Genomic DNA, 26,449 nt, shown 5'->3' on the forward strand with positions numbered 1-26,449 from the left:
GCCGAAAATTTCGGCGACCCTCTTTCGGTAAGCCGGGAAACCCTTCTTCGCTGCCCTCATTGACCAGCGGCGCCCGCTTCACGGGGCCGGTGAAACTTTCAGGAAACTTGTGCGGCGTGGCGGTCGCGCCAGGGCCTTGTCACCTTTCCGGCAGTTTCGAAAATACGTTCGAAGCTGGAAGTGTCGGCTGACGCACGGGGGTTCACGAAATCACGTCAGGAGAAGACGTTCATGTCCGCTCGAAGATCCTTACTCGCCCTGACGATCGCCTTGGGGACGGCGATCGCGCTCACCGTCCTGCCCGGCACCACCGCCCAGGCCGCCACGTCGCCGAACGTGGTGGTCCGGTGGAACCAGGCACTGCTGAGCGCCGTACGCGCGGGCACGCTCGGCCCGCCGATGGTCGCCAGAGCGCTCGCCATCACGCACACCTGCGCCCACGACGCCTGGGCCGCCTACGACCCGGTGGCCGTCGGCACCCGGCTGGGCGGCACGCTGCGGCGGCCCGCCGCCGAGCACACCCAGGCCGGCAAGGCCGAGGCGATCAGCTTCGCCGCTCACCTCGCCGCGGCCGACCTCTATCCGGCGCAGCGGGCCGAGTTCGACGCGCTGATGGCCGACCTGGGGTACGACCCCGCCGACCCGGCCAGCCAGGCCGCCCGCACCGGGGTCGCCGCGTGCCAGGCCGTGCTCGGCCACCGGCACGCCGACGGCTCCAACCAGTCCGGCGGCTACGCCGACACCAGCGGCTACGCGCCGGTCAACGCGCCCGTCGTCGTGGCCGACCCGCTGACCACGCTGAACGCGCCCGGCCGGTGGGCGCCGCTCACGTTCGTCAACCGGGCCGGCGTCCTGGTGACGCCGCCGTTCCTCGCGCCGCACTGGGGCGGGGTCACCTCGTTCAGCGGCGCCGCCCGCTCGCTGGCCGACGGGGTGCCCGCGCCGTACGCGTACGGCTCGTCCGGGTTCCGCACCCAGGCCGCCGAGATCGTGTCCGGCACGGCCGCGCTGACCGACCGGCAGAAGGCGATCGCCGAGTACTGGGCCGACGGGCCCAGCAGCGAGACGCCGCCCGGGCACTGGTGCCTGTTCGCCCAGCAGGTCTCCGCGCGCGACCGGCACGGCCTCGACCAGGACGTCAAGCTGTTCTTCTCGCTGTCCAACGCGGTCATGGACGCGGGCATCGCCTCCTGGGAGGTCAAGCGCGACCACGACTCCGCCCGGCCGATCACCGCGATCCGCTTTCTGTATCGGGGGCAGCGGATCCCGACCTGGGGCGGGCGGACCGTGGACGGGGCCTCGTGGACGCCCTACCAGGTGTCCACCTTCCCGACGCCGCCGTTCGCCGAGTACGTGTCGGGGCACAGCACGTTCAGCGCGGCGGCGGCCGAGGTGCTCACGCGGTTCACGGGGGCCGACACGTTCGGCGGGCAGGCCGTGGTCGCCCGCGGGTCGTCCCTGGTGGAGCCGGGGGTGGTGCCCGCGCAGGACGTGACGCTGCGGTGGGCCACGTTCAGCGGGGCCGCCGACGAGGCGGGGATGTCGCGCCGCTACGGCGGCATCCACTTCCGTTCCGGCGACCTCCAGGGGCGGTCGCTCGGGCGTGCGGTGGGGGCGGCGGCTTGGGAGCGCGCACAGGCCTACTGGTCGGGCCGAGGCTGAGGCTGAGGCTGAGGCTTCCCACGACAGCGCGGAAGGCGCCCGCCCCTTGGCTGAGGGGCGGGCGCCGTTGTGCTGCGGAAGGTCAGGCCACGTTGCTCTGCTCGGCCTGGCGGTTGAGCGTTTCGAGGTCGAACGCGCCGGACTTGACGGCCGCGGTGAACGCCTCCCAGTCACGGCGAGGAACTTCCAACACCGTGTCCGGGTTGTCCGCGTGGATGAGCTCCACGTGGTCGTTGATCCGCTTCGCCGCGACGCGGCTGGCGTCGTGTGACATCTGCAGCACTCCTCTCGGTGCACCCTGCGGGCGCCACCCCGGTCACCCATTCGCAGGAGGACCGGGGCGGTTGCGGGCAGCCTCGCATCCCGGCGGCCCAGAAGGCCACCTCAATCGCGGGCGAACCGGTGAGGAAAACCCCTCCATAGATGCTGATCTTTGTAGCCGGGTGGTAAAAAGGCAGCCCACCAGGGTGGACACATCGGTCATAGGTGGGCGAGTGACGCACCCGTCACAGCCGTTCGCCTAGAACCGGAACGCATCCAGATCGTCTCCGGGCGGCCCCACCATGATCGCGTCCACCTGGCGGGCGGCGTCGTCGTGCGCCTCCTGCGCGGCGCGCAGCACGGCCTCCGCCAGCCGCCGCCCGTCCAGGCGCAGGGCGCCCGGCGCGAGTGTGACGTCCGTGAGCCTGCCGGTCGCGCCCGCCGTCACGCGCACCAGGCCGTCCGCCGCCTCCCCACGGCCGACCACCACGTCGATCTCGTTCTTGAGCTGCTCGACGTGGACCAGCATCTCCTCGGCCCGTGCCGTGATCCGTCCCAGGTCATCGGGATCGAAGTCGTTCACCGAACCTCCCGTTCTGTTGCGGGGAGCGTACGGGCACACGCGGTCACTTCACAAAATTTCCTGCGATTTCATGGCGAGCAGGGCGAAGCGGTGCGCGGTGGCCTTGAGGGGACGGCCGCGGCACATCTCCTCGTGCAGGGCGCGCAGCCGGTCCTCGTACGCGGCCACCTCGAACCCCGGCACCTGCCAGGAGACCGCACGCAGGAACAGCACGAGCGCCCCCACGTCGTGGAACGTGGTGGTGAAGGACGCCGCCGCGCTCCACGTGACCGTCAGCCCCAGGCCGGCCGTGGCCGTGGCGAGGTCCCAGCCGTGGGCCGGGTGCGGCGGGGCGCCGAGGGCGGTGTTGAGTTCCGCCAGGTCGTGGCCGGACACCTGCTGGGTGAGGTACGTCCCGCCGGGCGCGAGCAGGCGGCGGACCTCGGCCGGGTCGTAGCCCGCGTGGCGGTTGAGCATGAGGTCGAAGGAGGCGCCGGGGAAGGCGCGGGGGTGGCCGGCGACCTCGACGCCCAGGGGCGCCAGGCGGGTTCTGGCGATGGGCAGGTTCGGCGGGTGGCTCTCCGTGGCGGCGGCGCGCGGGGGCAGCGGGGTGAGGGAGGCGAGCGGACGGGCCGCGCGGTCCGCATCACGTTAAAGGCGGGGTGCTGTCGCGCAGGACGACGGTGGCCGGCAGGCGGGTCTCCCCCAGTTCGTCGTCCGACAGCGCCAGCCGCATCGCGCTCACCCCCGCCTCGCGCAGCGGCACGGCCACCGAGGTGAGCGCGGGCACGACGTCCACGGTCGAGGCGATGTCGTCGAACCCCGCCACCCCGATGCCGGCCCCCGGCACCACCCCGGCGTCGCGTAACGCCGTCATCGCGCCGATCGCCATCACGTCGTTGACCGCGAACACCGCCTCCACGTCACCGATCCCCCGCTCCACCAGCCGCCGCGCCGCGTCGTAGCCGCCCGCGCGGGTGAAGTCGGTCTCGAGGGCGAGCGGCGGCGGCAGCCCCTGCAGCGCGGACAGGAAGCCTTCGTGCCGGTCGCGGGAGGTGCGCAGCGCGGGCGGCGCGTGCAGGACGGCGAAGCGGCGGTAGCCCGCGCCGACCAGGGCGCGGGCCAGGGCGGCGGCTCCGCCGTGGTTGTCGATGGTGACGGTGCCGAACGGCAGGTCGCGCTGGCTGATCAGGACGACCCGCCCGCCCGCCGTCCGGTACGCCTCCAGCTCGTCGATCAGCTCGTCCCTGGTGCCCGCCCCGTCGATGCGGCTGCCCGTGACGATGATGACGCGCGGGCGCTGGCCGCGCAGGGTCCTGACGATCTCCAGCTCCCGTTCGGGCGACCCGCCGGCCACCGCCATGGTGACGATGAGCCCGTCCCGTTCGGCCGCCTGGCCGACGCCGGCGGCGATGGAGGAGAAGTACGGGTCGGCCACGTCGCGCACCACGAGCGCGACGGTCCTGGTCGAGCCCTTGGCGATGGCCTGGGCCGACAGGTGCGGCTCGTAGCCGAGCCGGGCCGCCGCCGCGCGGACGCGGTCGGCGTTCTCGGCCCTGACGTTGCGTGAGCTGCCGTTGAGCGCGCGGGAGGCGGTGGCGACGGAGACCCCCGCCTCCCGGGCGACGTCGTGCAGGGTGGGCGCGGCCCCGTCGTCCATGGCGGTCATTTTGTCACCACGGCCAGCGGTTCGCTGCGGGTCGAGCCCGCCTCGTTCGCCAGCTCCGCGACGTAGGTGCGGGTGCCCGCCTGGCGTCCGGTCAGGACGGTGGCGGCGCTCTGCGCGGCGGGGGTGGCGGCGGTGAGCTGCTGGGTGTCGATGAGCACGCCGTCCTCGTAGAGGCGGTAGGTGGTGCCGTTGGTGCCCCACCACAGGTTCATGCGGATCGTGTACGAGCCGTCGTGGTCCCAGTTGTCGCTGCTCAGCACGGGTTTGCCGGGGTTCGCCCTGGTCACGTCCACCTTGAGGGCGGTCGTGGCGGTGCGGCCGGCCTGGTTGAGCAGCTCGCCGGTGTAGACGTAGGCGCCGTTGCGCCGCCCTGTGATCTGGACCGTGGCCTGCTGGGCGCGCGGGGTGTGCGGGGTGAGGTCGCGCCTGGCGATCTCCTTGCCGTTCTCGTACAGGACGAAGACGCTGCCGTTGACGCCGTACCAGAGGTTCATGGTCACCTCGTAGCTGCCGTACGGGTGGCCGCTGGTGGTGGAGAGCGCCGCCCGCGCGGGCGGCGCGGTGGCGCCGTCCTGCGGGAGCTGCGGCTCGGGGCGGTTGACCTTGATCGTGTACGTGGCGTCCGCCGTGCCGTCCTCCGACACCACCCTGACGGCCACCTCGGTGTCGCCGACCGGGATCGGGACGGCGGGCGCGGCGCTGCCGCTGGCGACCGGCTTGCCCTGGACCGTGATGGCCGCCTTCGGGTTGAGCGCGGTGGGGGTGACGGTGAGGGTGTCGCCGGGGATGGTCAGGGCGTAGTCGTGCTCGTCGGGGTCGAAGGCCGGGTCGAGGGTGCCGGCGGAGGTGGCGAGGCCGGTCAGCGTGGTGTCCTGGGCGAGGGGGCGGCGCTCGACGCGCAGGGTGTGCGTGGCCTGGGTGCCGTCCTCTGCGGTGACCACGATGGCGATCTCCGCCCCGGCGTCGCCGAGCGTGACGGTGCGGGTGGCCTGGGCGCCGTCCGTGCCGGCGCCGTCGATGGCGACGGACCTGGCGAACGGGCTGCGCGCCACGGCGGTGACCGACACCTCGGTGACGCGCGCCGGCACCTCCAGCACCCCGTCCACCGGCGTGCCCTGGCTGGTGTCCAGGCTGAGCAGGGCGGCGTCGTCGCGGGACAGGCCGACGCCCTGGGCGACGCGGAGGTCGTCGAGGTCGATGCTGCCGTAGTTGGTGCTGGTGGCGGCGTACTCGAGCTTGGCCAGGGTGTCCACGGGGGTTCTGAACGCGGCGCCCTCCAGCACCTTGCGGCCGTCGATGAGCAGGTCGAAGCGCTTGTTCACGGTGTCCATGACGGCGGCCACGTGGTACCAGCGGCCCGGCTCGTACGCGCCGACCGTCTTCGTGGTGGAGCCCACGTAGGCGACGATCGTGTTCTTGGTGAAGGCGAGGCTGACGACGCTCTGGCCCGCGGCGTCCTTCACGTACGGGATGGACCACCAGTGGTTGCCGGAGGTGTAGGGCTGCGGGCTCATGACGTTCGTCTCGACGGTGACGATGCCCTTCAGCGCGGACGCCGTCGTGAGGCTGGTGACGCCGCTGTTGGTGGTGCGGGTCAGCCTGATGTTCCTGTCGCCGGCGTTCTCGACGATCTCTACGCTGCCGCCGCCGCTGGTGACGGCCAGGTCGTCTGTCCCGGCGAACGGGCCCGTGGGCAGGTCGTCGAAGTCGTGCACGGCCACGTAGTCGGGGGTGGGGCGGACAAGGAGCAGGGAACCGGCGTCCGTCGTGGTGGCGGCCTCGACCTTCAGGCCCGTCGCGGTCCTCGGCTCGAAGCCGCCGGCGGTGGCGCGCAGCGTGTAGCCCTCGCCCACGGGGACGCCGTCCGCCGTGTACGAGCCGTCGGGCGCGCTGGTGGCGGTGGCGAGGGTCTGGTCGCCGTCCCTGATCGTGACGGTGGCGGCGGGCAGGGGCTGGGCGGCCTGGTCCAGGACCTTGCCGGTGATCGTGCCGACGGTGCTGGTGGAGGCCATGGTGAGGGCTACGGTGGTGACGTTGCCCGGGCGGACGTCCACGGTCTCGGTGGCGGTCGCGTAGCCGTTCCTGGTGGCGGTCACCTCGATGCCGTCGGCGAACGGCACGTTCCTGATGGCGAAGCGGCCGTCGGCGCCGGTCGTGGCCGTGCCGGAAGCGGCCGTCGCCGCCGTGCCCGAGGCCGCTGTCGCGTTCGCGCCCGAGACGTCCGTCGCCGCAGCCGCTGTCACCGTCGCGCCCGAGACGGGTGCGCCGGACGGGGTGCGGACGGTGCCGGTGATGGATTCGGTGGTGGCGTCGGGGGCGGTGGCGTACTCGAAGGCGCCGAGGTCCGCAGCGCCGTTGTACAGCGCCGCACCCGCGTAGTCACGCCCGCCGTTGCCCTCGATCGCGGCGCCCGCGTCGATGGCGTACGAGCCGGAGGTGACGCGCAGCCCGTGGGCCGTCTGGAGGGCGGGCCCGGTCTCCGGGGTGCCGTAGGGGCCGTCGAGCGGCGCGTCCGCGAACAGCGGGTCGGCCGTCACCACGGCGGCCTGGTCGCCCGGCGGCACCGTGAGGGCGGCGCCGCCGTAGAGGTTGTGGCTGTAGGCGATGGTGGGGCTGGTGGTCAGGACCGCGCCCGCCCTGGTGGAGTGGAGCAGGTTGTTGGTGATGTCGTAGCGGGCGTCGAGGTAGCTGCCGTACCCGTAGATCAGGTATCCGGATTTGTCGTTGTAAATGGTGTTGTTGTAGATCTTCGCGGTGGTCGCGCGGTCCGAGTGCAGGTAGATCTGGTAGCGGCTGTTGCCCGCGATGACGTTGCCGCGCACCACCGCGTCGCCGAAGCCGAACTGGCACAGCAGCACGCCGTCGCCGTTGCCGTGCAGGAAGTTGTACTGGACGACCTGCCGGGTGGTGCCCTTGTCCGGGTCGATGCCGTTGGAGTCGGCGCCGCCGGCCTTCTGCTGCGTCTCGTACACCTCGTTGAACTGGAACGTCACGTCGTCGGCGTAGTACGTCTCGATGCCGGAGGTGCCGGCGCGGTGGACGACGTTGCGCTCGATCAGCGCGCCGCGCACGTTGGTGACGTACATGCCGTTGCAGCCGTAGGCGGTGCCGGCCTGGGTGACGTGGTTGTTCCTGATGACGAGGTTCGTGTGCGGGGTGAACTTCGGGTCGGCCGCGTTCTGCCGGGTGCCCCAGCCCGTGAGTACGGCGTTCTCGCCGTCGCCGGTGTACTGCTTGACCACGATCCCGGCGAACGAGGTGTTGGCGACCGTGGAGTTCTGCACCACCACGTCGTTCAGCACGGTCGCCCGCTGCGGCGCCCGCGGGTCGGCGACCGTCGTGTCGAGGACGATGCCGCCGGTCTTCTTCGAGCCGTCCCAGCCGGTGCCGAAGTGCACGCCCGGCTCGTCGTTCTCGCTGCTGCCGCTGATCCAGTTGACCTCGCCGGTGACGTCGTGCACGGCGACGCCGTCGATGACGAAGCCGTCGAGGGTCTGGCCGTTGTCGCCGGAGACGTGGATGCCGCGCAGGTCGCGCAGGTTCTCGCCGGGGGTGCCGGTGGCGGGCACCTCGTTGGTGACCTCCAGGTTCCTGATGGTCCAGAACTCCTGGTTGAACAGCCGGACGGCGTCGCCCGCCTGGCCGGCGGCGTCGATGCGGGGCTTGGCGCCCTGGCCGTAGCTGTCGACGGTGATGGGGGCGCCGCTCTCGCCCGAGCCCTTGGGCCAGAGCTGCTCGCCGCTCCAGCGCTGCCCGGCGCGCAGGAGGATGCGGTCGCCGGGCTGGAACGTGGTCGCGCTGACCTTGGCCAGGCTCTTCCAGGGGTGCGCCTCGTCCTGCCCGGAGGCGGCGTCGTCACCGGCGGAGGCGTCCACGTAGTACGTGGTGCCAGCAGCCACGGCGGCGGCGGGCTGGGCGGGAGGCAGGAAGGCGGCCACCAGGGCGGCGGCCACCAGGAGACGGGCACGGAACATCGCTGCTCCTCGAAGTGGGGGGTGAGCTCCGGAACGCTCTGGAGCGCTCCGGAGCAGGGTGAGGGACGGGCGCGGGCGTCAGTGCGGGGTGTGCACGACCGGGTGGGCGACGTCGTGCGCCCGCAGGTGGCCGCACATGCCCCAGCGTTCCTGCGGCGGGCTCTCCATCAGCGCGGACTCCTGGAGGTGCGAGCCGTCACCGCGCTCCAGGGCGTCGAGCACGCCGGCGGTGCGGCGAGCCTGCTCGGCGACGTTCGCCTCCCAGAGCTCCCGCCACCCCGCCACCTTGGGCCTGACCAGGGCGACCGCGCTGTCGTAGAAGCGCCGCAGCGCCTCCGGCCCGCCTTCGGCCAGCCGGTGGAAGCCCGCCACGGCCAGCTCCCGCCGCCGCGCGACCGCCTGCTCGACATCGACGGCAGGCAGCGTGGCGGCCTGGCGGTAACGCTCGGCGTCGGCGACGACCTCGGGCGGGAACGTCATGACGGCGTCCCCCGCCTCCGGCAGCCCCGCGTTCGACATCACCACGACGACCTCCAGCCTGCCCCGGTTGACGGCGCGGTGGATGGTGCCGGGGGTGAACCACACGGTCGTGCCGGCGCTCAGCTCGGTCTCCCTGAGCCCGTTCACGTCGAGTGTCTGGAGCGTGCCGCGCCCGCCGATCACCACGTACGCCTCGGTGGAGGCGGTGTGCAGGTGCGGCGTACCGCCTTCCAGGCCGTCGGCGCAGGCCCCGGTGTAGACGGTCAGCCGGCTGATCGAGGTGCCGCCCGGGAAGGTCATCTCAGTGCGTCCCTGCCGTGCTGGGCCAGGACCGCGCAGCCGTCCTCGCCCCGGTCGCCGTCGGCGACGACGACCGCGTACCTGAAGCGGATGGTCTCGCCGTCGGGCAGCGGCACCTCCTCGCTGAAGAACGGCGCGGGGTTGAGGCAGGCGAAGCTCTCGGTGCGGGCGAACCACTGCGGCGGGTGCTGCGGGTTGGCGGTGTCGTCCACCATGACGATCGTGGAGCCGTCGCCGGTCTCGTCGTGCTTGCCGCGGAAGCCGAACCACTCGGCGCGCCTGCCGCGCAGCTCGTCGCCGCCCGCGCCGTCCGGCGACTGGATGACGCCGTCGGTGAACGAGCGGGGGCCGCGCCAGAACAGGCCGCCGTAGCCGGCGTTCTCGCGGCCCTTGGTGGTCGGGGAGCCGAAGTCGATGGTGGCGCCGGAGACGTTGGCCATGGCGGTCTCGAAGACCAGCGCCCAGGTGGCGTCGTCGATGAGCGTCGCGGTCAGCGCCCGCCGCTCCTCGATGACGGGGGCGCCGTCCTGGGCGGTCCAGTCGAGCGCGTGCCCGATCTCGACCCGGCCGTCCTGCGCCGTCAGGGTGGTCATCTCGCGGTGGGTGGCGCTGCCGTTGTTGTCGAGCTGGACGTACTCGCCCCGCACGTACGTGGGCCCGCCCCAGAAGTTGTGCTCGCCCACGCACGGCAGCGACCAGGCGATGCCCTTGTGCCAGACGTGGTCGTGCGGCCTGAACAGCGACACGAGCCGGCCGCCGCGGGTGCGGATCGGGTGCAGGTACGGTTTGGGCGACTCCAGCACCGGCGTGTCCGGGCGGTAGACGTAGGTGAACAGCTCGACGTCGCCCGCCGTGACGGCGACCGAGCGGCCGAGCTGGTGGGTGGCGTGCAGGCTCACTTCTGGTTCCTCCAAGGGGCGCCCGTGCCGTCCATGCGCAGGGCGAACGGGCTGTCTGCGGTGATCTGTCCGGCCCGGACGCGCTCGCCGGTGAAGGCGGAGGCGTACAGGGCGGCGATGAACTCCATGGTCTGCCGGGCGTCGGCGGTCGTGACCGGCGGCGCCTGGCCCTGGTCGAAGGCGTCCAGCACGGCGGCGAACCAGCCGCTGTGGCCGCTGGACGCGCTGCTGGGGTCGGCGCCCCACAGGGCCGTGACGTCCTCGTGGCCTGGCGCGGGCGTGACGGTCCAGTCGTCGTCGGTGTAGCCGTACAGGTGCTCGACCTCGACCGTGGCGTGCTCGTAGTCGAAGCGCAGCTCGGACGTCTGGCGCGGGGAGAGCACCGAGTTGACGACGGTGGCGACCGCGCCGTTGGCGAACGTGACCAGCGCCATCGACACGTCCTCGGTGTCCACGTCGCGGGCCTGCCTGACGGCCACGGCCGTCACCTCGCTCCACGGGCCGAGCACCGACAGCAGCAGGTCGAACTGGTGGATGCCGTGCCCCATCGTCGGCCCGCCGCCCTCGGACTCCCAGGTGCCGCGCCACGGCACCGCGTAGTACGCCGCGTCCCGGTACCACTGCGTGTGGCAGGTGGCCAGCAGGGGGCGGCCGAGGTCGGCGGCCAGCCTGCGCAGCCGCAGCGCGCCCGCGCCGAAGCGGTGCTGCAGCACGGTCGCGACGCGGGCGGTGGAGCGGCTCTCCGCCTCGATCAGGGTGTCGAGCTCGGCGAGCGACAGCGTCGGCGGCTTCTCCACCAGCGCCGTCACCCCGGCCTCCAGGCAGGCCAGGGCGAGCGGGGTGTGCAGCGCGGGCGGGGTGCACAGGTGCGCGAAGTCGAGGTCCTGCGCGGCCAGCAGCTCCTCGGCGCTCCCGTACGCGTGCGGCACGTCGTACTTGGCGGCGAACTCGCGCGCCCGCCCGGCGTCCACGTCGGCCACGGCCACGAGCTCGGCCCGGCCGCCGGAGGCCTGCACGGCCTGGGCGTGGGCGTGGGCGATGCCGCCGGTGCCGATGATCGCGGCCCGGTAGGTGCGTTGAGACAAGGTGTTCCTCTGCTCGGATGGTGCGGGGGTTCAGGCGCCGTCGATCTCGGCCTGCAGCTCCGTGATGAACGTCTTGGCCGCCTGCTCGGGGGTCTGCCGGTCGAACAGCACCTCTTCTGTGTGCCGCTTGATGATCGCCTCGATGGTGCTGGCGCCGTTCGGGGTCACCCGGGGGGCGGTGCCGACCTTGACCGAGTCGAGGTACTCGGCCGCCGCCTTGTCGTACTCGCCCAGCTTGGGGGCGATGGCGGCGCGCAGCTTGGTGTTGGCGGGGATGCCGCGGTCGGTGAGCAGCACGTCGGCCGCCTCCTGGCTGTTGGCCAGGAAGTCCACGAAGAGCGCGGCCTCGGCCGGGTGCTTGCTGCGCGAGGAGATCGACCAGTACATCGACGGCTTGAAGTAGGCGCCGGGCGAGGCCGCCTGCGACTCGCCGGGCAGCTTGAGCAGCTTCAGCTTCTGGCCGCTGGCCGTGGCCAGCGACGGGAGCTGGGTGTTCCACCAGGTGCCGAGGGCGGAGGCGTTGGTGGCGGTGCCCGACTGGTCGAGCGAGCCGCCGGCCCGCTCGATCGTCACGGACGGGGCGGGGGCGACGCCGGTCTTGGCCAGGTCGCGCAGGTAGGTCCAGTAGCCGGCCAGCACGTTCTCGGGGACGACGACCTTGCCGGCGTCGTCGAACAGGGCCGCGCCCTGCTGGCGGGCCCAGATGTTCAGGCTGCCCGCGTCGAAGCCGAACGACTGCACGCCGGTGATCTTGCCGCCGCCTGCCTTGGACACCTCTTCGCCGACCTTCTTGAAGTCGTCCCAGGTCCAGGTGGCGTCGTCGGGCACCTTGATCTTGAGCTGGTCGAACAGGTCGGTGTTGGCGACGATCGCGTACGTGGCCAGGCCCACCGGCAGCGCGTACTGCTTGCCCTTGACGAGGCCGGTGTCCAGGGCGGTCTTGTCGAAGTCGGCGGTCTTGAGGTACTTCGTGGCGGTGCCGAGGTCGAGCAGGGCGCCGCGCTCGGCGTAGGACGACAGGTACAGCTCGTCCATCTGGATGATGTCCGGCGCGTCGTTGGCCGCCACGGTGGTGGCCAGGCTCTCCCAGTAGCCGTTCCAGTCCTTGAACTCGCCCTTGACCGTGATGTTCGGGTGCTTCTTCTGGAAGGCGTCGATGACCTGCTGGGTGCGCTTGTGCCGCTCGTCGGCGCCCCACCAGGTGAAGCGCAGCGTGACGGGGTCCTTCGACAGCTCCTGGCTCGCGGCGCCGCCGCCGCCGCTGCCGCAGGCGCTGAGCAGGAGTGCCGTCGCAACGGCGAGAGCGATTCGTCTCATCATGATTCCCTGGGGGTCTACTTGCCGCCGGTGGTCGCGATGCCCCGGATGAGGTAGCGCTGGCCGACGAGGAAGGCGAGGAATACCGGGAGCAGGGAGACCACGCTCATCGCGAACATGGATCCCCACGACGTGGACACCGTGGCGTCCACGAACGAGCGCAGCGCGACCGGCACCGTGTACATCTCCGGGTCGGTCAGGTAGATGAGCTGGCCGAAGAAGTCGTTCCAGGTCCAGATGAACGTGAAGATCACCGTGGTGGCGAGTGCCGGGAGCATCAGCGGCAGGATGATCCGGACGAAGATGCGGGCGTGGCCGCAGCCGTCGATCCTGGCGGCCTCGTCCAATTCGCGCGGCAGGCCGCGGATGAACTGCACCATGAGGAAGACGAAGAACGCGTCGGTGGCCAGGAACTTCGGCACCACCAGCGGCAGGAACGTGTTGACCCAGTCGAGCTGGGAGAACAGGATGTACTGCGGCACGATGATCACGTGGATCGGCAGCATGATGGTGCCGAGCATGATGGCGAACCACAGCTTCTTGCCGGTGAACTCCAGCCTGGCGAACGCGTAGGCCGCCATCGAGCAGGACACCAGGTTGCCGATGATGCAGGCCAGCACCAGGATCGCCGAGTTGGCCAGGTAGTGGCCGAACGGGGAGGCCAGCGCGTTCCAGCCGTCGCCGTAGTTCTGCGTCTGGAGGCTGTCGAGGATCAGGCCGGGGCGGCGGAAGATCTCGTTGTTCGGGCGCAGGGAGCTGACCACCATCCAGAGCACCGGATAGAGCATGATCAGCGCGAGCGCGATGAGGGCGGCGTGCTTGAGCGCCTTGCGCAGGAGGCTAGTCATCGTAGTTGACCCAGAACTTGGCGGCCCAGAAGTTGACGGCCGTGAAACCGGCGATGATCACGAGCAGGAGCCAGGCGAGGGCGGAGGCGTACCCCATGTCGAAGTTGCCGAAGCCGCGCTGGTACAGGTACAGCGTGTAGAACAGGGTCGAGTCCGACGGGCCGCCGCTGCCGCCGGAGACCACGAACGCCTGGGTGAACGACTGGAAGGCGTGGATGACCTGCAGCACCAGGTTGAAGAAGACGATCGGTGACAGCAGCGGGATCGTGATCCTCCTGAACTGCGTCCACTTGCCGGCGCCGTCGGTGGCGGCGGCCTCGTAGTACATGACAGGGATCTGCCGCAGGCCCGCCAGGAAGATCACCATCGGCGCGCCGAACGTCCACACGTTCAGCACGATCAGGGTGCCCAGCGCGGTGTCGGGGTTGGAGATCCAGCCCTGTCCCTCGATGCCGAGCACCTGGTTGACCAGGCCGTCCGCGCCGAAGATCTGCTTCCACAACACCGCGATGGCGACGCTGGAGCCGAGCAGCGAGGGCAGGTAGAACGCCGACCGGTAGAACGCCAGCCCGCGCAGCCCCCGGTCGAGCACCAGGGCGAGCGCCAGGGCCAGGGCGAGTTGCAGCGGCACGGAGACGACCACGTAGAGCAGCGTCACGCCGAGCGCGTGGTGCAGCCGGGTGTCGCTCAGCATGCGGGTCCAGTTGTCCAGGCCGTTGAAGACCGGGGGCTGGATGAGGTTGTAGTCGGTGAAGCCGAGCACGAACGAGGCCGCGATCGGGCCCGCCGTGACCAGCAGCAGGCCGACGAACCAGGGCGCGAGGAACGCCGCGGCGGCCTTGTTGTCCTTCTTGCCGCCGAGGGTGCCGCCACTGCCCCGGCGCATGCGCTGCAACTCGTGGATCGCGCTCACGCGGGTCTCCGCGACGGGAGCATGGGGGGACCTCCTGGGGCCAGAGACGGGGGGTGGCCGCCTTGCCGGGAAAACGTATTCCGCAGTTTGCATGGCTGTAACGCGAGCGTCAAGAGTGCCGCGGCGACCCGGCCGCCTGGCTACGGACGGGCCTGGGTGCTGTCCCTGACGACCATCCGGCCCTCCAGAATCAGGCGGCGCGGAGCCTGCGCGTCGCCCAGTGCGAAACGAATCGCCTCCACCCCGGATTGCGCCAGCGGAAGCGCCACTGTGGTCAATCTCGGCGTCACGTCGGAGGCGAGCGGAATGTCGTCGATCCCTGTCACGGAAATGTCCTCCGGCACGCTCAGCCCGGCCTCGCGGAAAGCCGACATCGCCCCGATCGCGACCGCGTCGTTGGAGGCGAGAACCGCCTGCGCACCTGCGGTTCCCTCGGCCACCAGCGCGCGGGCGGCCTCGAATCCGCCCTGCCGATCGACCTTGCAGCGAACGATCCGGATATCGCGCTCGGCCACGCCTCCGGCGCGCAATCCCGCGACGAATCCGTCGGTGCGCTCGGCCATGTTCCGCATTTCCCGGCCGCCGGTCAGAATGACCACCCGGCGGTGCCCAGTTTCCGCGACGAAAGCGCCCATCGAACGCGCGGCACCGTGATTGTCGAGATTGATCGAGTCGTAGGCCAGGTCCGTGTGACCGACGATCACGACCCGGCCGCCCTCCCGCTCGTAGGCGGCCAGTTCCTTCGCCAGCCGCTCGTCGTCGAGGTAGCGGCTCGACGTGAGCACCAGCGCGCGCGGGCGCAGCGAGCGCAGCACGCGGACGGTCTCCGACTGCCGCTCCGAGGCCGCCATGGTGGACGACACCGTGACGAACGCCCCCGCCGTGCGGGCCTCGCGCTCCATCGCGGCCACCACCATGCCCATCGACGGCGTGGTGAGGTCGTCGGCCACCAGCGCGATCGAGTCGCTGGCCCGGCGCATCGCCCTGGCCGAGGCGTCCACCGTGTACCGCAGGGCCGCCGCCGCGGCCAGCACGCGGGCCTCGTACTCGGGCGCCACCTTCCTGGCGCTGCCGCCCAGGACCCGGGAGGCGGTGGCGACCGAGACGCCGGCCGCCGCGGCCACGTCGTGCAGCGTGACCGTGGGCCTCGCCGCGTGAGGCATCGGCACCGTCCTTCCCGTGAGCGATCCGGCCGCCGGACAGAGGCGGCAATGAAGCGTACTGTCATTCCGGCTTCCGGCCGCCGCGCCGGATGACACCTGTCATACGGGACGGATGACTCGCACGACTGACCCGGAGCCCCCGGTTCCCAGGATGCTTGCGGCATGAAGATGCGAGTGTCTGGAAAGAGCACCTCCCGCCGCCTCGCGGTCGCCGCCGTCACGCTCGGCGCGCTGCTCACCGCGACCGCCGCTCCCGCGCACGCCCGGGACGGCGGCGGGCTGGACCGGCAGGCTCTGCGGCAGGCGCTGGACGCCGTGCACGAGGCCGGCATGTACGGCATCTACTCCCAGGTCCGCGACGGCTCGCAGACCTGGCAGGGCGCCTCGGGCGTGGCGGACGTGGCCACGAACCGCCCCGTGAGACCCGACATGGTGCACCGGGTGGGCAGCATCACCAAGACGTTCACCTCGGTGGCGTTGCTCCAGCAGGTCGCCAGGGGCGCGGTCGAGCTGGACGCCCCGATCGGCCGTTATCTGCCTGACGTGGTGCCCGGCGAGCGCGGCGAGAAGATCACCGTGCGGATGTTGCTCAACCACACGAGCCACATCGCCGACTACGTCGGCCCGGCGTTCCCCTCGCTGCTGGTGGGCTCGCCGCAGAGCCTGGACGACAACCGCTTCCGCGTCTTCACCCGCGCGGAGCTGGTCCGGCTGGGCCTGGACGCCGCGCCCACGGGCGAGCCGGGCGCCCTGCCCGGGGTCTACTCCAACACCAACTACCTGATCGCCGGCCTGCTCCTGGAGAAGGTGACGGGCACGGGCGCCGAGGAGTACATCACCCGCAACGTCATCCGCAAGGCGGGCCTGCGGCACACGTCGTTCCCGCGCACGCCGCACATCCCCGGCCCGCACTCCAAGGCGTACGAGTCGCTGTACGGCTGGATCGACCCGCCCCGCGACTACAGCGTCTACAGCCCGACCTGGGCCACCACGGCGGGCTCGATCGTCTCCACGATGGACGACCTCAACCGCTTCTACCGGGCGCTGCTGCGCGGCGAGCTGATCGGCGCGGCGGAGCTGGCCGAGATGAAGAGGACGGTGCCGGTGCTGGCGGGCGGCGTGCTCGACTACGGCCTCGGCCTCTACTACTTCGACCTGCCCTGCGGCCGGTTCTGGGGCCACAGCGGCGGCGTCTTCGGCATGGCCACGGAGTCGATGACCAGCGAGGACGGCACCCGCCAGCTCTCCATGGGCGTCAACCGCACGAAGTACCAGACCCTGGACGAGAACGGCGGCATCGTCCTGCACCCGATCGACTACGCCAGCGGCGCGTACTTCCTGCTGGCGGCCTGCGGCGAGAGCGCGGGCACGCAGGCCAGGACGGCGCGGCCGACGTACGTCCCGTTCGCCGTGGACCGGGTGACGGTCAAGCGCTGAGGTGTGTCCCTGATCACTGCCCATGTGTGGATTCCTGCACAGATGATCGCTGGTCGCCTCCGTAGTGTCCTTGCTGCCGGGACGAACCCGGCAGCACCGACAGGGGGAGGAAACCCGATCATGCGTAAGACCCTCGCGATAGCCGCTCTGGCCGGTTCGATGGCCGTCACCGGCCTGGCGCTCAGCCCGGCCGCCGCCCAGGCCTCCACCACCTCCGCGAGCACCGTGACCGTGGTCAAGTGGGGCAAGTTCTTCTCCAGCGACCACAAGGCCTACACCTACGGCAAGACCTGGAAGTCGGGCGGCAAGGTGTTCACGAAGTGGTACGGCGTGGACCGCCCCGGCGGCAAGAAGGGCTGGGTGTGGTTCGAGTACTACCAGAACGGCTCCTGGCACAAGTTCAACAAGTCCTGGGACGGCAAGGTCACGGGCGCCTGGAGCGGCAAGGGGATCAAGAAGGTCTACACCTTCACCTGCTGGGCAGGCAAGTTCGACAACTGCGGCAAGAAGTACCGCATCTACTGAGAGTTGCTCGCGGGGCTGAGGTCGGTGGGGGCCTCAGCCCCGTTCGTCACTTCCTGCCGCACGCCGGAGATGGCCCGGGTGGCGGTGAGGTCCGAGCGCGCGAGAGAGGGGCCGCCGTCGCGGTGGACGGCGGCCCCTCAGCGGATCATCAGTGGGAGAACGCCTGGAACTCCGCGGCCCTGACGTGTTCCCTGACCGGGCTGGCCGTGCCGCAGTCCGTCGCCGAGTTCGGGTCGTTGTCCTGCTCGCCGGCGTAACGCGGGTTGCCTGTGCACTGCGTGCTGAGCACCCGCAACATCAGGTGCGTCGCGCTCGTGGTGCGCACGTCGAACGACTTGATGAGCATGTCCGCGCCGCGCGGCCTGGGCAGCGTGGCGTCGAACGCGTTCGCCTTGCTGGTGTAGATCTTCGTGAAGCTCGCCGGGTCGGCGCAGTTCGCGCTGCAGGCCAGCACCTCGAAGGAGCGCAGGCTGGAGAAGCGGTTCTGCGTGCCCGGGTCCGCCGGGCTGGTGCCCGGCCGCAGCATGGCGCTCACCTGCACCCTGCGGACCTTGACCGGCTCGTCGCCCGCCAGGTCCACCACGACCGACTTGCCCGCCGGCGCGCCGGTGCGCGAAGCCCAGTTCGTGGCCTCGGTGTCGTCGATCAGCAGCGGCTGGTTGACGCCGTCGCCCGTCGCGGTCGCGCCGCTCGCCGCCGAGGCGAGGTTGCGCGACAGGGGCAGCGGGAGCGGCAGCTTCACGCCGGGGACGACCGCGTACTTCAGCCGCCTGTGGCCGAAACCGGCGCCCGCGACGACGAAGTCGTACAGGCCGGGCGTCATTTCGACCGTGTCGCCCAGCTCGGTCGCCGGGTCGGTGTCCGCGACGGGGACGACCCGGCCCTCGTAGTCGCCCACGTACAGCCGCAGCGCCGCGTCCTTCGCCTCGCCCAGCGGCTTGAGCTGCAGGGAGCCGTTCTTGCCCGCCGGGTTGACGAAGCTGGGCGTCGCGTCGGCGTCGTTCGGGCCGGTGCTGGCGGCGGCCGAGCCGAGGCCGTGCTCGGCGAAGGCGCGCCACATGATGTCCTGGTTCGCCCCGCCGAAGCGGATCGCGTCGGCCGCCAGCAGCGCGTCACGGTGATCGACGTAGTCGATCGCGCCCGAGGCCATCAGCAGCAGGGCGTCGAACGAGAGCTGCGCCCAGCGCCGGTTGCCCGGGCACCTGTCCACGGGCGTCCTGCCCTCCGCGCACGAGCGCTGCAGCCTGGCCGAGCCCTGGCCGTACCGCTTGACGAAGGCCGCCCGCACGTCGAACTGCGTGGCCGACCAGATCTCGCCGTCCGCGTGCACCTGCGTGCCCACGAGGTCGTAGCCGAGGTCGCTGTAGTTCAGCGGCGACTTCGACATGTCGTAGTTCCTGATGCCGCGCGTGGTGTCGCCGGTGACGTAGCCGCCCGTCACGTACGGGGTGTCGCCCGCCGGGCGGTGGCCGTACTCGAAGAGCTGCTCCATCGAGAACAGGTCGGAGGTGCTCTCGTTCATGGCCCCGGCCTGCGCGCCGCTCCAGCCCGCGTTGGGCCCGCCGATCATGCGGCCGGAGATGGCGTGCGTGTACTCGTGGCCGATGACCGACATGTCGTAGTCGCCGTCCACGCAGGGCGAGTAGAACGAGCCGGCGATCGGCTGCCACAGGTACATGTTGGTGATCGGCGCGACCCCGTCGGGGCCGGTGATCTGGTTGGCGTTGTCACGTACGGACAGCACCCGCGCCCCGGCCTGGGCGTTGCCCTGCTCGGGGTCGTTGCCGAGGCCGCCGCGCCCGCCGTTGTCGCTCTGCATGTTCCAGGCGGTCTCGGTGAAGCCGAGCCGGTAGGACCAGTCGTGCATGCGGTTGTGCATGGCGTTCAGGTTCGCGATGGCGGCTTCCAGGTCGGCCTCGCCCGGCTGGTCGAACACGGCCGGGTCGCACTTGGCCTCGAACCAGGTGTTCTGCCACGGGTAGACGTAGTTCCTGCTCGGCGTGAGCACGTTCGAGCGGGTGCCGACCGTGAACGGGTCGCCGCTGGCCCGGTTCTCGAACGTCCTGGCCGAGTTGCCGATGCTGGTGAACGTGGGCTCGTTCGTCGTGTGGTCGACGTCCCACGGCTTGCCGGTCGCGGCGTCGCCGCCGGTCGCCTCGTCACAGCCGGGGCCGGGCGCGTGGCACCAGGCCTCGCGGGTGTCCGCGGAGGAGTGGTCGCCCGGCGGGTTGGCGGGGAAGACCGCCCAGCGCGGGTTGTCCGGGTCCTGGTGGTGGTCGACCAGGTTCTCGCGGGTGATGACGGCGCCACTCACGGCGTCCACGTGCGTGGTGTATCCCGCCTCTTCGCCCTGCGCCCCGCCGATCAGGACCACCTGGTACGCGCTGTGCACCCCGTCGGGTGCGGGCACCGCCACCGGCGTGGCCAGCTTGGTGGCCGCCGAGGCCAGGTCGATGCCGCCGTCCCTGGCGGCGATCTCCAGGGCCTGCTGCGCGGTGATCCGCGCGGCGGGCGGCGCCTCGGTGCGGCGCGACAGGGAGGACGTCACGTGCCTGACCTGGCCGCCGGACACGCCGATCGCGACGAGGCCGTCCACGCCGGACGGCAGGTCGCCGAAGCGCTGCCGCAGCAGCACGGCGGCGCCCGCGCCGATCGGGTTGACCGCGACCGTCTCCAGCGCGTCCACGGCCTCGGCCGTCAGCCCGAAGACGGCCTCGTTGGCCTTGAGATAGGCGCGGGCGGCCTGGACGGGGTCGGAGCCGAGGCCCTCGGCCAGCGGTTCGGCGCTGACGATGGCGGCGGGGGTGCCGAGAGCGTTCCAGCGGATCTTGCCGGTGGGGGCGGCGAGGCGCTGACTGGCCGGGGGTTCCACCCGGCCCTGGCGGTTGTCCACATCCGGTCTGCCGGAATTCTCCGCCTGGAAGTCGTGAATCTCCGGGGCCTGCCCGCCGGGTTCGCCCCGGGCGGCCCCCGCGAGGGGAAGGACCGACGCTGTGAGTGCGGTGACGATGAGTGTGCTGCGTAACCAGGACTTGGTCGACACGTTTTCCCTCCTGCGTGCCAGGGATGCGCAGGTTTCGCGCATCCCGCAAGAGGTAGCACCGCTGTCCGGAGCTGACAAGATCTTGTAAAAACGAAAATATCAGCGTATAAGCGGTTGATAAGTGCGGGACAGGTGGCCGGCACCTCGGCGAGCCCAGAGAGTCGTTCGACTAACGACCATCCCTTATCTGGCATGAGGGTTCGCCCGACAGCCGGCCGGGCACGGTCGCCCTCGACAGCCGACCGGGCACGGTGGCCACCGGCGATCACCTGAGCGCCTTCGCCGGCGGCGATCGCCCGAGTGCTGTGGTCGGCTGCGATCGCCCCAGTGCTGTCGCCACCAGCGGCCGGCCGAGCACCGCCGCCACCAGTGGCCGCCTCAGCACGGTCGCCACCACGGACCGCCTCAGCACGGCCGCCACCGGCGATCGGCCGGTTGCTGAGCCCGCCGGCGGGCGGGTCAGCGTGGTCGGCCTCGGCGGCCAGGCGGGCGCAGGTGCGGGCCGTGGTCTTGCCGAGCGCGTGCTCAAGGCAGTCGGCCAGCGCGGGCCGGCGTGCCTCGAAGAGCGCGTCGGCGTCCGGGTGCTCCAGCACGAAGGCGACGATCGCCCTGGTCGTGTGCTTGTGGTTGGCGCGCAGCCGCCGCACCGCGAGCAGCACCGTGATGGCGTACGCGGGAGGCAGCCCGAACATGAGCGCCCGGGTCACCTTCCCCAGGGTCGCCCGGGTGGCCTGGTCGAGCCCGTCCTGGGAGGCGGCGAGCGTCTCCAGCAGCACCCGGGCCCGCTGCCAGGCGAGCACCCCCGGCACCAGCGCGAGCAGCGCGTACCCCTCGGGGTCGCTCAGCCGGGCGTTGCGGTGGAGCTCCGCGTCGTCCCGAACCGGCTCGCCGCCACCCCTGGACAGCTCCAGCGGAACATCGTGAGTCTGGAAATGCGCGAGAAGAGTTGGCGTGTCCACGAAATTTGAGTTTAAGAATGGCGTCGGGATATTTACACCGATTTTTCAGGGGACCGCCGAGGGCTCCAACATTTCCGCATTCTTCATAGGCGGTTATTTCACACTGCGGCTATCGCGCGTACGGCGAAGTCGATGGTGGCGGCCAGGCGGGCGGGGTCATGGCCGGCGCGCTCGCGTACGCGCAACCCGAGCACGGTGGTGAAGATCAGGTCCACGGCGGCGTCGAGGTTGAGGTTCGCCGGCAGCTCCCCCTCGCGGCAGCCGCGCCGCAGCGCCGCTTCGAGCGCCTTCCTGGTGACCTCGAACGCGGCCTCGGTCTGCCGCCTGATCTCCGGGTCGGCGGCGCCCAGCTCGGTGGCGGTGTTGACGACCAGGCAGCCGCGCCCGGCGTCGTCGGTGACCATGCAGGTCAGCCAGTCGCGCAGGACGTCACGGACGGGCCCCGGCCGCTCCAGCAGCTCTCCGGCCTGGGACGACTCCGTCGTCCTGTAGTGGTCGAGCGCGCGCAGGAACAGCCCGCGCTTGTCGTGGAAGGTGCGGTACAGGCTGCTCTGCGTGAGCCGCAGCTCGGCGCCCAGGTCGCGGACGGAGGTCGCGGTGTAGCCGCGCCGCCAGAACAGCTCGGTCGCCTTGGCCACCACGTCCTGCTCGTCGAACTCTCTCGGTCGCGCCATGGCAGCACCCTACCCCAGTTGTGGAGCGATCGCTCCCATACTAGGGTGAGCCGCCGTACGGGAGCGATCGCTCCCAAACCGTGAGGAGAGCTTCGTGACGACCATTTCCCCGGCCGAGCCGGACACTCCGCCCAAGAGCCGCTGGGTGGCGGTGGCCACCGTGACCGTGGCGACCTTCCTGGTGGTGACGGCCGAGCAACTGCCCATCGGGCTGCTGACGTCCGTCGGCGACACGCTGTCGGTGTCGCCGGGCGCGGCGGGGCTGATGGTGACGCTGCCCAGCCTGGTCGCGGCCGTCGCGGCGCCGGTGGTGCCCGTGCTGGCCGGACGGATGGACCGGCGGCTCCTGCTCGTCGGGCTGGTGGCGCTGACCGCGCTCGCGGGCGTCGGCTCCGCGCTGGCCCCGTCCTACCCGCTGCTGCTGGCCGCCCGCGCGGTCACCGGGGTGGCGATCGGCGGGTTCTGGGCCGTCGCCGGAGGGCTGGCCGTCCGGCTCGTCGCCCCGGCGCACGTGCCGCGGGCCACGGCGCTCATCTTCGGCGGCGTCGGGGCCGCGAACGTGTTCGGCGTCCCGATCGGCACCGTGATCGGCGGGTTCGCGGGCTGGCGGACGGCGTTCGGCGCGCTCGCCGGGCTCGGGCTCGTCGCGTTCGCCGTTCTGATCGCGGTTCTTCCCCCGCTGACCGCCACCGGGGCGATCGGGCTGCGGCACCTCGCCGACCAGCTCCGCAACCCGGGGGTGCGGGCCGGGATCGTGGCGACGTTCCTCGTCGTGATCGGGCACTTCGCGGCCTACACCTACGTCAGCCCGGTGTTGCAGGAAGTGTCGGGCATCGGTGCGGGCCTCGTCGGGCCGCTGCTGTTCGGGTTCGGGCTGGCGGGCATCGTGGGCAACTTCGCGGCCGGGGCGGCGGTGGCGCGGCGGGCGCATCGGACGGTGCTCGTCATCGTCGCCGCGCTGGCCGTGACCGTGCTGCTCTTTCCCCTGGTGGGGGCCGGGCCTGTCGGTGGGGTCGTGTTGCTGGGCGTGTGGGGGCTGGCGTTCGGCGGGGTGTCGGTGAGCCTGCAGACGTGGATGATCAAGGCCGCGCCGGGGGCCGTTGAGGCGGCGTCCGCGTTGTGGGTGGCGGTGTTCAACCTGGCGATCGGGCTCGGTGCGCTGGCCGGGGGGACGATCGTGGACGCCGTCGCGCTGCGGGGGGATCTGTGGGCGGCGGGCGGCCTCCTCGTGCTGGCCGGGATCGCGGTGTGGACCGCCCGCCGCAACCCCAGCCTGCGCTGACCGAACGGCTCCGCCCTGCGCCCCCGGCCTGCGATAACCAACCGGCGCCGCCGCCATCCGGCGCGCTGACCAACCGGCGCCCCCGTGATCCAGCGCGCGCTGACCAATCGGCGCCCCCGTGATCCAGCGCGCGCTGACCAATCGGCGCCCACGCGGTCCTGGCGTGCGCTGGCCAACCGGCGCCCACGCGATCCTGGCGTGCGCTGGCCAACCGGCGCCTGCGCGGTCCCGGCGTGCGCTGGCCAGCCTGCCGTCGGTTCGCCTGGGTGTCAGGGGGTCTTGACGTCCAGCCAGACCAGGCGGTGGTCGGAGCTCGGGAACGGGAAGACGCCCGTCAGCCGCGACAGCGGGTCCGCCAGCACCGGCCAGAACACGCCACCACCCACGGCCTTGAGCCTCCGGGCGGGCAGCACGTAGTCGGCGCGCAGGTTGCCGGGCGCGGTGTCGGCGAAGTCGGCCGTGTCGTACTTCGGGTCGCCGGTGTGCGTGGCGTTCGCGCCACCCTGCAACGCCGCCGCCTCGGCCGCGCCCGCGCTCGACGGGGCGGCGCCCGCGTCGATCCTCGGGTGGTCGAGGAGCTGGTGGATGGCGTTCTGGAAGCTGTCGCCGTCGTTCGGGTCGGCGTTCTGGTCGCCGGCGATCACGAAGGCGGCCCCGGCGTCGAGCCCGCCGCGCCTGCCCCGGTCGTCGTAGAGGTAGCCGCCCCCGCCCGGCCGGGTGTAGTCGGCCCAGAGCCTGATCTCGTCGTGGTTGCGGCGGCCGTTGCGGTCCTCCGCGCCGTCGAACGTGGGCGGTGTCGGATGGCTGACCAGGAAGTGCACGGTACGGTGCCCGACGCGGACGGGCACGTCCCAGTGGCTCTTGGACGACAGGCGGAGCACCTGCTGCTCCTCGGCCGAGTACCAGCCGGCGGGCATGGCGTTGCCCGGCATGTCCTTCCACAGGAAGTTCTGGAACGTCCTGATCCCGCGCGTGTCGATCGGGTGCTTCGAGTAGACGACCATGCCGTACTGGCCGGGGAAGACGCCGAAGCCGAGCGCGTCGTCGCCGTAGCCGGGCGCGCCGGGCGTGGTCACCGCGGTGCCGTCGTTGTTGAGGTCGAAGCCCGAGGCGAGGCCGGTGTTGCTGGGGGCGGTGTAGCGGTGGCGGTAGCTGATCGGCCGCGCGCCGTTCTGGCCGACGGACAGGTAGTTGTCCTGGAAGAGGCGGGCCGCCTCTCCCCCGGCGTCGTGGTCGAACTCGTTGATGAGCAGCACGTCGGGACGGGCGCGCTGGACGATCTCGGCGATGACCCTGGCCTGGGTGTTGCCGGGGGTGGACAGGTCGCTCACCAACTGGCCTTGGGCCGCCCGGTTGAGCGAGGCGTTGAAGGTGGCGAACCTGACTTCGCTGGTGGCGTTCGCGGGCAGTGGGGTGAGGATCGCCGCCGCCACTACGGCGGCCAGGGCACAACGGAAGATCACGACGTCTCCCCTCGGGTGGGCCTGCGCCGGATCATGACATCTGGCTAGGGCGGCGCACCACCACATCGGGGTGAAGTTTTCCCTCAGCTCAACGCAGTGTCCTTGAGGCCGGCCGCGGCCTGGGGCGCCACCCGGTCGGCCCAGGCGGCGACGACCTCCTCCAGGCGCGGCAGCTCGGACTCCAGCACCGCCAGCCCAGGCGTGGGCACGGTGGCGCCCAGCTCGACCAGCAGCGGGCGCAGGTGCACCTCGACCGCCAGCGCGTGCTTGGCGTCGCCCATCACGAGCAGCGGCAGCGCCGCCTTGCCCGCCAGCGCCTGCGGCGGCAGCCGGTCGAGGAACGCCTTGAGCAGCCCGGTGTAGGTGCCCTTGTACGTCGGGCTGGCCACGACCAGCACGCTCGCCTCCGCCACCAGCTCCAGCGCCGTCTCCACGACGGCGGACGCGCCGGGTGCGAGCAGGTGCGGGCCGAGCGCCGCCAGGTCCACCACCTCGTACGACTCCGCCCCGTCCACCCGCTGCCCGATCGCGCGCGCTGCGGCGGCGGCCACGGTCAGCGTCCTGGAGCCCTCTCTCGGGTTGCCCACGAGCGCGACGACGCTCATCGGACCACTCCCAGCTCTCCGCGCACCCAGCGCTCCTCGGTCTCCTCGTCCATCATCCAGTCCTCCTCCGCCTCGTCGTCGGGCAGGTCGTACCAGTGGATGTCACCTTCGTACTCGCGCAGCTCCGCCATCTCAGGCCGCCACCTTCCGCCCCCGTGCCGCCGCGATCTGCTCGCGCAGCAGCCGTCCCACGTGCCTGCGAGCATCCCCCGCGCGGGTGCCCACGTCCACGACCTCCTTGACCCGTCCGGGCGCCGACGTCATGACCGCGACCCGCCGCCCCACCCGGACGGCCTCCTCGACGTCGTGCGTGACGAGCAGGATGGTCGTGCCGGTGCGTTCCCAGATCCGTACGAGCTCATCCCCCACCTCTTCGCGCGTGCGCCGGTCCAGCCCCGTGAACGGCTCGTCCAGCAGCAGCACTCCGGGCTCGAAGGCCAGGCTGCGGGCCAGCGCCACGAGCTCCCGGCCGCCGCTGGACAGCTCGCGCGGGTAACACTCCTCATACCGGGACATCCCCACGATCGAGAGCAACTCACGCGCCCGCTCCCGCCGGTCCACCGCCCGGCCCTCCAGGCCGAACTCCACGTTGCCGAGGACCGTGCGCCAGAGGAACAGGGTGTACTGCTGGACGACCACGCCCCGGTCCAGCGCGGGGCCGGTGACGGGGGCGCCGCCGATGCGGATCTCGCCGGTGGTGGGCTCGGTGAGGCCGGCGAGCAGGGCGAAGAGCGTGGACTTGCCGCAGCCGCTGGGGCCGGCGAGCGCGAGCAGCTCACCCCCTCGCACGTCGAGGTCGAGGCCGGACAGCACGGTGCGCGGCTCGGCGTCGTGGAACGTCTTGGTCACGTTCCGGATGGTGAGGGGGAGTCCCTGGCTCATGCGTACGAAGGTACGAGCTGGCCGGGCACTAAGTCAACTTTCCCTACAGGATAACTAGAGAATTGGCCGATAGTCTCGTCCCGTAAGCCGCCGACCAGCAGAGGAGCGACTCTGATGATCTTCATTACCGCGAAGTTCCGCGTCCTGCCCCAGCACGCCGACCGGTGGCCGGAGATCACCGCCGCCTTCACCTCGGCCACCCGCGCCGAGCCCGGCTGCCTGTGGTTCGACTGGTCGCGCAGCCTCGACGACCCGAACGAGTACGTCCTCGTCGAGGCGTTCAGTGACGACGAGGCGGGCGCCGCGCACGTGCAGTCGGCCCACTTCAAGCAGGCCCAGCAGGAGCTGCCGTCGCACCTCGCCGAGACGCCGCGCATCGTCAACACGACCCTCGCCCAGGACGGCTGGTCCGAGCTGGGCGAGATGGCCGTGCCGAAGAGCTGAGC

24 protein-coding genes and 1 pseudogene are annotated in these 26,449 nt (G+C 71.6%); 6 read left to right on the top strand and 19 right to left on the bottom strand.

The genetic code is table 11. The features are described from left to right. The first annotated feature begins 231 nt into the window (after positions 1-231). Positions 232-1,662, top strand: coding sequence for a vanadium-dependent haloperoxidase (locus tag ABD331_RS04095; protein WP_344470882.1), 1,431 nt, complete (start codon positions 232-234; stop codon positions 1,660-1,662). An 82-nt stretch (positions 1,663-1,744) separates the two neighbouring features. Here the strand turns inward: ABD331_RS04095 and ABD331_RS04100 are convergent, their stop codons facing one another. The 13 genes and pseudogenes from ABD331_RS04100 to ABD331_RS60885 form a co-directional block, all read right to left on the bottom strand. Then, positions 1,745-1,936, bottom strand: coding sequence for a hypothetical protein (locus tag ABD331_RS04100; protein ID WP_148439593.1), 192 nt, complete (start codon positions 1,934-1,936; stop codon positions 1,745-1,747). A 246-nt stretch (positions 1,937-2,182) separates the two neighbouring features. Beyond that, the gene (locus ABD331_RS04105) at positions 2,183-2,506 is read right to left on the bottom strand and encodes a YbaB/EbfC family nucleoid-associated protein (protein ID WP_344470883.1); all 324 of its coding nucleotides are present in this window, start codon (positions 2,504-2,506) and stop codon (positions 2,183-2,185) included. Positions 2,507-2,554: 48 nt separating this feature from the next. Further along, positions 2,555-2,962 carry a hypothetical protein gene (locus ABD331_RS04110; RefSeq protein ID WP_344470884.1) on the bottom strand — a complete coding sequence of 136 codons (408 nt, stop codon included), beginning with the start codon at positions 2,960-2,962 and terminating at the stop codon, positions 2,555-2,557. 169 nt (positions 2,963-3,131) lie between these two features. Next, on the bottom strand, positions 3,132-4,145 hold the full coding sequence (locus tag ABD331_RS04115; protein WP_344470885.1) for a LacI family DNA-binding transcriptional regulator: 1,014 nt from the start codon (positions 4,143-4,145) through the stop codon (positions 3,132-3,134). Positions 4,146-4,150: 5 nt separating this feature from the next. After that, positions 4,151-8,128 (bottom strand): carboxypeptidase regulatory-like domain-containing protein, encoded by a 3,978-nt coding sequence (locus ABD331_RS04120; RefSeq protein WP_344470886.1) that lies wholly within the window; start codon positions 8,126-8,128, stop codon positions 4,151-4,153. Positions 8,129-8,206: 78 nt separating this feature from the next. After that, positions 8,207-8,908 (bottom strand): cupin domain-containing protein, encoded by a 702-nt coding sequence (locus ABD331_RS04125; RefSeq protein WP_344470887.1) that lies wholly within the window; start codon positions 8,906-8,908, stop codon positions 8,207-8,209. Next, the gene (locus ABD331_RS04130; protein ID WP_344470888.1) at positions 8,905-9,807 is read right to left on the bottom strand and encodes a DUF6807 domain-containing protein; all 903 of its coding nucleotides are present in this window, start codon (positions 9,805-9,807) and stop codon (positions 8,905-8,907) included. The genes ABD331_RS04125 and ABD331_RS04130 overlap by 4 nt, the downstream gene beginning before the upstream one ends. After that, complete coding sequence (locus tag ABD331_RS04135; protein WP_344470889.1) at positions 9,804-10,892, bottom strand: Gfo/Idh/MocA family protein; 1,089 nt, start codon at positions 10,890-10,892, stop codon at positions 9,804-9,806. The genes ABD331_RS04130 and ABD331_RS04135 overlap by 4 nt, the downstream gene beginning before the upstream one ends. Before the next feature lie 30 nt (positions 10,893-10,922). Continuing rightward, entirely contained in the window at positions 10,923-12,209 is a 1,287-nt protein-coding gene (locus ABD331_RS04140) for an ABC transporter substrate-binding protein (RefSeq protein ID WP_344470890.1), read from the bottom strand. Positions 12,210-12,226: 17 nt separating this feature from the next. Further along, positions 12,227-13,057: a carbohydrate ABC transporter permease gene (locus ABD331_RS04145; protein ID WP_344470891.1), complete on the bottom strand. Its 831-nt coding sequence runs from the start codon at positions 13,055-13,057 to the stop codon at positions 12,227-12,229. Then, positions 13,050-13,943, bottom strand: a complete 894-nt coding sequence (locus ABD331_RS04150; RefSeq protein ID WP_344471519.1) for a carbohydrate ABC transporter permease — start codon at positions 13,941-13,943, stop codon at positions 13,050-13,052. The genes ABD331_RS04145 and ABD331_RS04150 overlap by 8 nt, the downstream gene beginning before the upstream one ends. Before the next feature lie 167 nt (positions 13,944-14,110). After that, a complete protein-coding gene (locus ABD331_RS04155; RefSeq protein ID WP_344470892.1) occupies positions 14,111-14,920 on the bottom strand; it encodes a LacI family DNA-binding transcriptional regulator in 810 nt (269 codons plus the stop codon). 111 nt (positions 14,921-15,031) lie between these two features. Further along, a pseudogene (locus ABD331_RS60885) lies at positions 15,032-15,133 on the bottom strand (LacI family DNA-binding transcriptional regulator); the annotation flags it as partial. Positions 15,134-15,295: 162 nt separating this feature from the next. Between ABD331_RS60885 and ABD331_RS04165 the strand changes: the two are divergent. Both ABD331_RS04165 and ABD331_RS04170 read left to right on the top strand, forming a co-directional pair. After that, entirely contained in the window at positions 15,296-16,570 is a 1,275-nt protein-coding gene (locus ABD331_RS04165; RefSeq protein WP_344470894.1) for a serine hydrolase domain-containing protein, read from the top strand. A 120-nt stretch (positions 16,571-16,690) separates the two neighbouring features. Beyond that, positions 16,691-17,095, top strand: coding sequence for a hypothetical protein (locus tag ABD331_RS04170; protein ID WP_344470895.1), 405 nt, complete (start codon positions 16,691-16,693; stop codon positions 17,093-17,095). A gap of 148 nt (positions 17,096-17,243) precedes the next feature. Here the strand turns inward: ABD331_RS04170 and ABD331_RS04175 are convergent, their stop codons facing one another. Further along, positions 17,244-20,138 carry a M36 family metallopeptidase gene (locus tag ABD331_RS04175; RefSeq protein ID WP_344470896.1) on the bottom strand — a complete coding sequence of 965 codons (2,895 nt, stop codon included), beginning with the start codon at positions 20,136-20,138 and terminating at the stop codon, positions 17,244-17,246. A gap of 663 nt (positions 20,139-20,801) precedes the next feature. On the opposite strand from ABD331_RS04175, the gene ABD331_RS04180 reads away from it, so the two are divergent. Continuing rightward, positions 20,802-21,062, top strand: a complete 261-nt coding sequence (locus ABD331_RS04180) for a hypothetical protein (protein ID WP_344470897.1) — start codon at positions 20,802-20,804, stop codon at positions 21,060-21,062. Between the two features lie 133 nt (positions 21,063-21,195). Here ABD331_RS04180 and ABD331_RS04185 read toward each other — a convergent pair whose 3' ends face one another. Next, the gene (locus tag ABD331_RS04185; RefSeq protein ID WP_344470898.1) at positions 21,196-21,771 is read right to left on the bottom strand and encodes a TetR/AcrR family transcriptional regulator; all 576 of its coding nucleotides are present in this window, start codon (positions 21,769-21,771) and stop codon (positions 21,196-21,198) included. 94 nt (positions 21,772-21,865) lie between these two features. Here ABD331_RS04185 and ABD331_RS04190 point away from each other — a divergent pair, with 94 nt between their 5' ends. Continuing rightward, positions 21,866-23,053: an MFS transporter gene (locus ABD331_RS04190; protein WP_344470899.1), complete on the top strand. Its 1,188-nt coding sequence runs from the start codon at positions 21,866-21,868 to the stop codon at positions 23,051-23,053. A 269-nt stretch (positions 23,054-23,322) separates the two neighbouring features. Here ABD331_RS04190 and ABD331_RS04195 read toward each other — a convergent pair whose 3' ends face one another. The 4 genes from ABD331_RS04195 to ABD331_RS04210 form a co-directional block, all read right to left on the bottom strand. After that, the gene (locus tag ABD331_RS04195; RefSeq protein ID WP_344470900.1) at positions 23,323-24,516 is read right to left on the bottom strand and encodes an endonuclease/exonuclease/phosphatase family protein; all 1,194 of its coding nucleotides are present in this window, start codon (positions 24,514-24,516) and stop codon (positions 23,323-23,325) included. Positions 24,517-24,599: 83 nt separating this feature from the next. Further along, positions 24,600-25,121 carry an NADPH-dependent FMN reductase gene (locus tag ABD331_RS04200; RefSeq protein WP_344470901.1) on the bottom strand — a complete coding sequence of 174 codons (522 nt, stop codon included), beginning with the start codon at positions 25,119-25,121 and terminating at the stop codon, positions 24,600-24,602. After that, positions 25,118-25,252: a hypothetical protein gene (locus ABD331_RS04205; protein WP_262379593.1), complete on the bottom strand. Its 135-nt coding sequence runs from the start codon at positions 25,250-25,252 to the stop codon at positions 25,118-25,120. The genes ABD331_RS04200 and ABD331_RS04205 overlap by 4 nt, the downstream gene beginning before the upstream one ends. A 1-nt stretch (position 25,253) precedes the next feature. Continuing rightward, positions 25,254-26,003 (bottom strand): ABC transporter ATP-binding protein, encoded by a 750-nt coding sequence (locus ABD331_RS04210; protein ID WP_344470902.1) that lies wholly within the window; start codon positions 26,001-26,003, stop codon positions 25,254-25,256. A gap of 114 nt (positions 26,004-26,117) precedes the next feature. Here ABD331_RS04210 and ABD331_RS04215 point away from each other — a divergent pair, with 114 nt between their 5' ends. Continuing rightward, entirely contained in the window at positions 26,118-26,447 is a 330-nt protein-coding gene (locus ABD331_RS04215; protein ID WP_344470903.1) for a putative quinol monooxygenase, read from the top strand. The last annotated feature ends 2 nt before the right edge of the window (positions 26,448-26,449 follow it).

Origin of the sequence: Nonomuraea monospora (genome assembly GCF_039531895.1) — a bacterium.
Taxonomy (GTDB): Bacteria; Actinomycetota; Actinomycetes; order Streptosporangiales; family Streptosporangiaceae; genus Nonomuraea; species Nonomuraea monospora.

Bases quoted from the DNA above. Each gene is read 5' to 3' on its own strand.
- ABD331_RS04095 (WP_344470882.1), top strand. From the start codon at position 232: ATGTCCGCTCGAAGATCCTTACTCGCCCTGACGATCGCCTTGGGGACG.
- ABD331_RS04100 (WP_148439593.1), bottom strand. From the start codon at position 1,936: ATGTCACACGACGCCAGCCGCGTCGCGGCGAAGCGGATCAACGACCAC.
- ABD331_RS04110 (WP_344470884.1), bottom strand. From the start codon at position 2,962: ATGCTCAACCGCCACGCGGGCTACGACCCGGCCGAGGTCCGCCGCCTG.
- ABD331_RS04115 (WP_344470885.1), bottom strand. From the start codon at position 4,145: ATGGACGACGGGGCCGCGCCCACCCTGCACGACGTCGCCCGGGAGGCG.
- ABD331_RS04120 (WP_344470886.1), bottom strand. From the start codon at position 8,128: ATGTTCCGTGCCCGTCTCCTGGTGGCCGCCGCCCTGGTGGCCGCCTTC.
- ABD331_RS04125 (WP_344470887.1), bottom strand. From the start codon at position 8,908: ATGACCTTCCCGGGCGGCACCTCGATCAGCCGGCTGACCGTCTACACC.
- ABD331_RS04140 (WP_344470890.1), bottom strand. From the start codon at position 12,209: ATGAGACGAATCGCTCTCGCCGTTGCGACGGCACTCCTGCTCAGCGCC.
- ABD331_RS04145 (WP_344470891.1), bottom strand. From the start codon at position 13,057: ATGACTAGCCTCCTGCGCAAGGCGCTCAAGCACGCCGCCCTCATCGCG.
- ABD331_RS04150 (WP_344471519.1), bottom strand. From the start codon at position 13,943: ATGCGCCGGGGCAGTGGCGGCACCCTCGGCGGCAAGAAGGACAACAAG.
- ABD331_RS04165 (WP_344470894.1), top strand. From the start codon at position 15,296: ATGAAGATGCGAGTGTCTGGAAAGAGCACCTCCCGCCGCCTCGCGGTC.
- ABD331_RS04170 (WP_344470895.1), top strand. From the start codon at position 16,691: ATGCGTAAGACCCTCGCGATAGCCGCTCTGGCCGGTTCGATGGCCGTC.
- ABD331_RS04180 (WP_344470897.1), top strand. From the start codon at position 20,802: ATGGCGTACGCGGGAGGCAGCCCGAACATGAGCGCCCGGGTCACCTTC.
- ABD331_RS04185 (WP_344470898.1), bottom strand. From the start codon at position 21,771: ATGGCGCGACCGAGAGAGTTCGACGAGCAGGACGTGGTGGCCAAGGCG.
- ABD331_RS04200 (WP_344470901.1), bottom strand. From the start codon at position 25,121: ATGAGCGTCGTCGCGCTCGTGGGCAACCCGAGAGAGGGCTCCAGGACG.
- ABD331_RS04205 (WP_262379593.1), bottom strand. From the start codon at position 25,252: ATGGCGGAGCTGCGCGAGTACGAAGGTGACATCCACTGGTACGACCTG.
- ABD331_RS04210 (WP_344470902.1), bottom strand. From the start codon at position 26,003: ATGAGCCAGGGACTCCCCCTCACCATCCGGAACGTGACCAAGACGTTC.
- ABD331_RS04215 (WP_344470903.1), top strand. From the start codon at position 26,118: ATGATCTTCATTACCGCGAAGTTCCGCGTCCTGCCCCAGCACGCCGAC.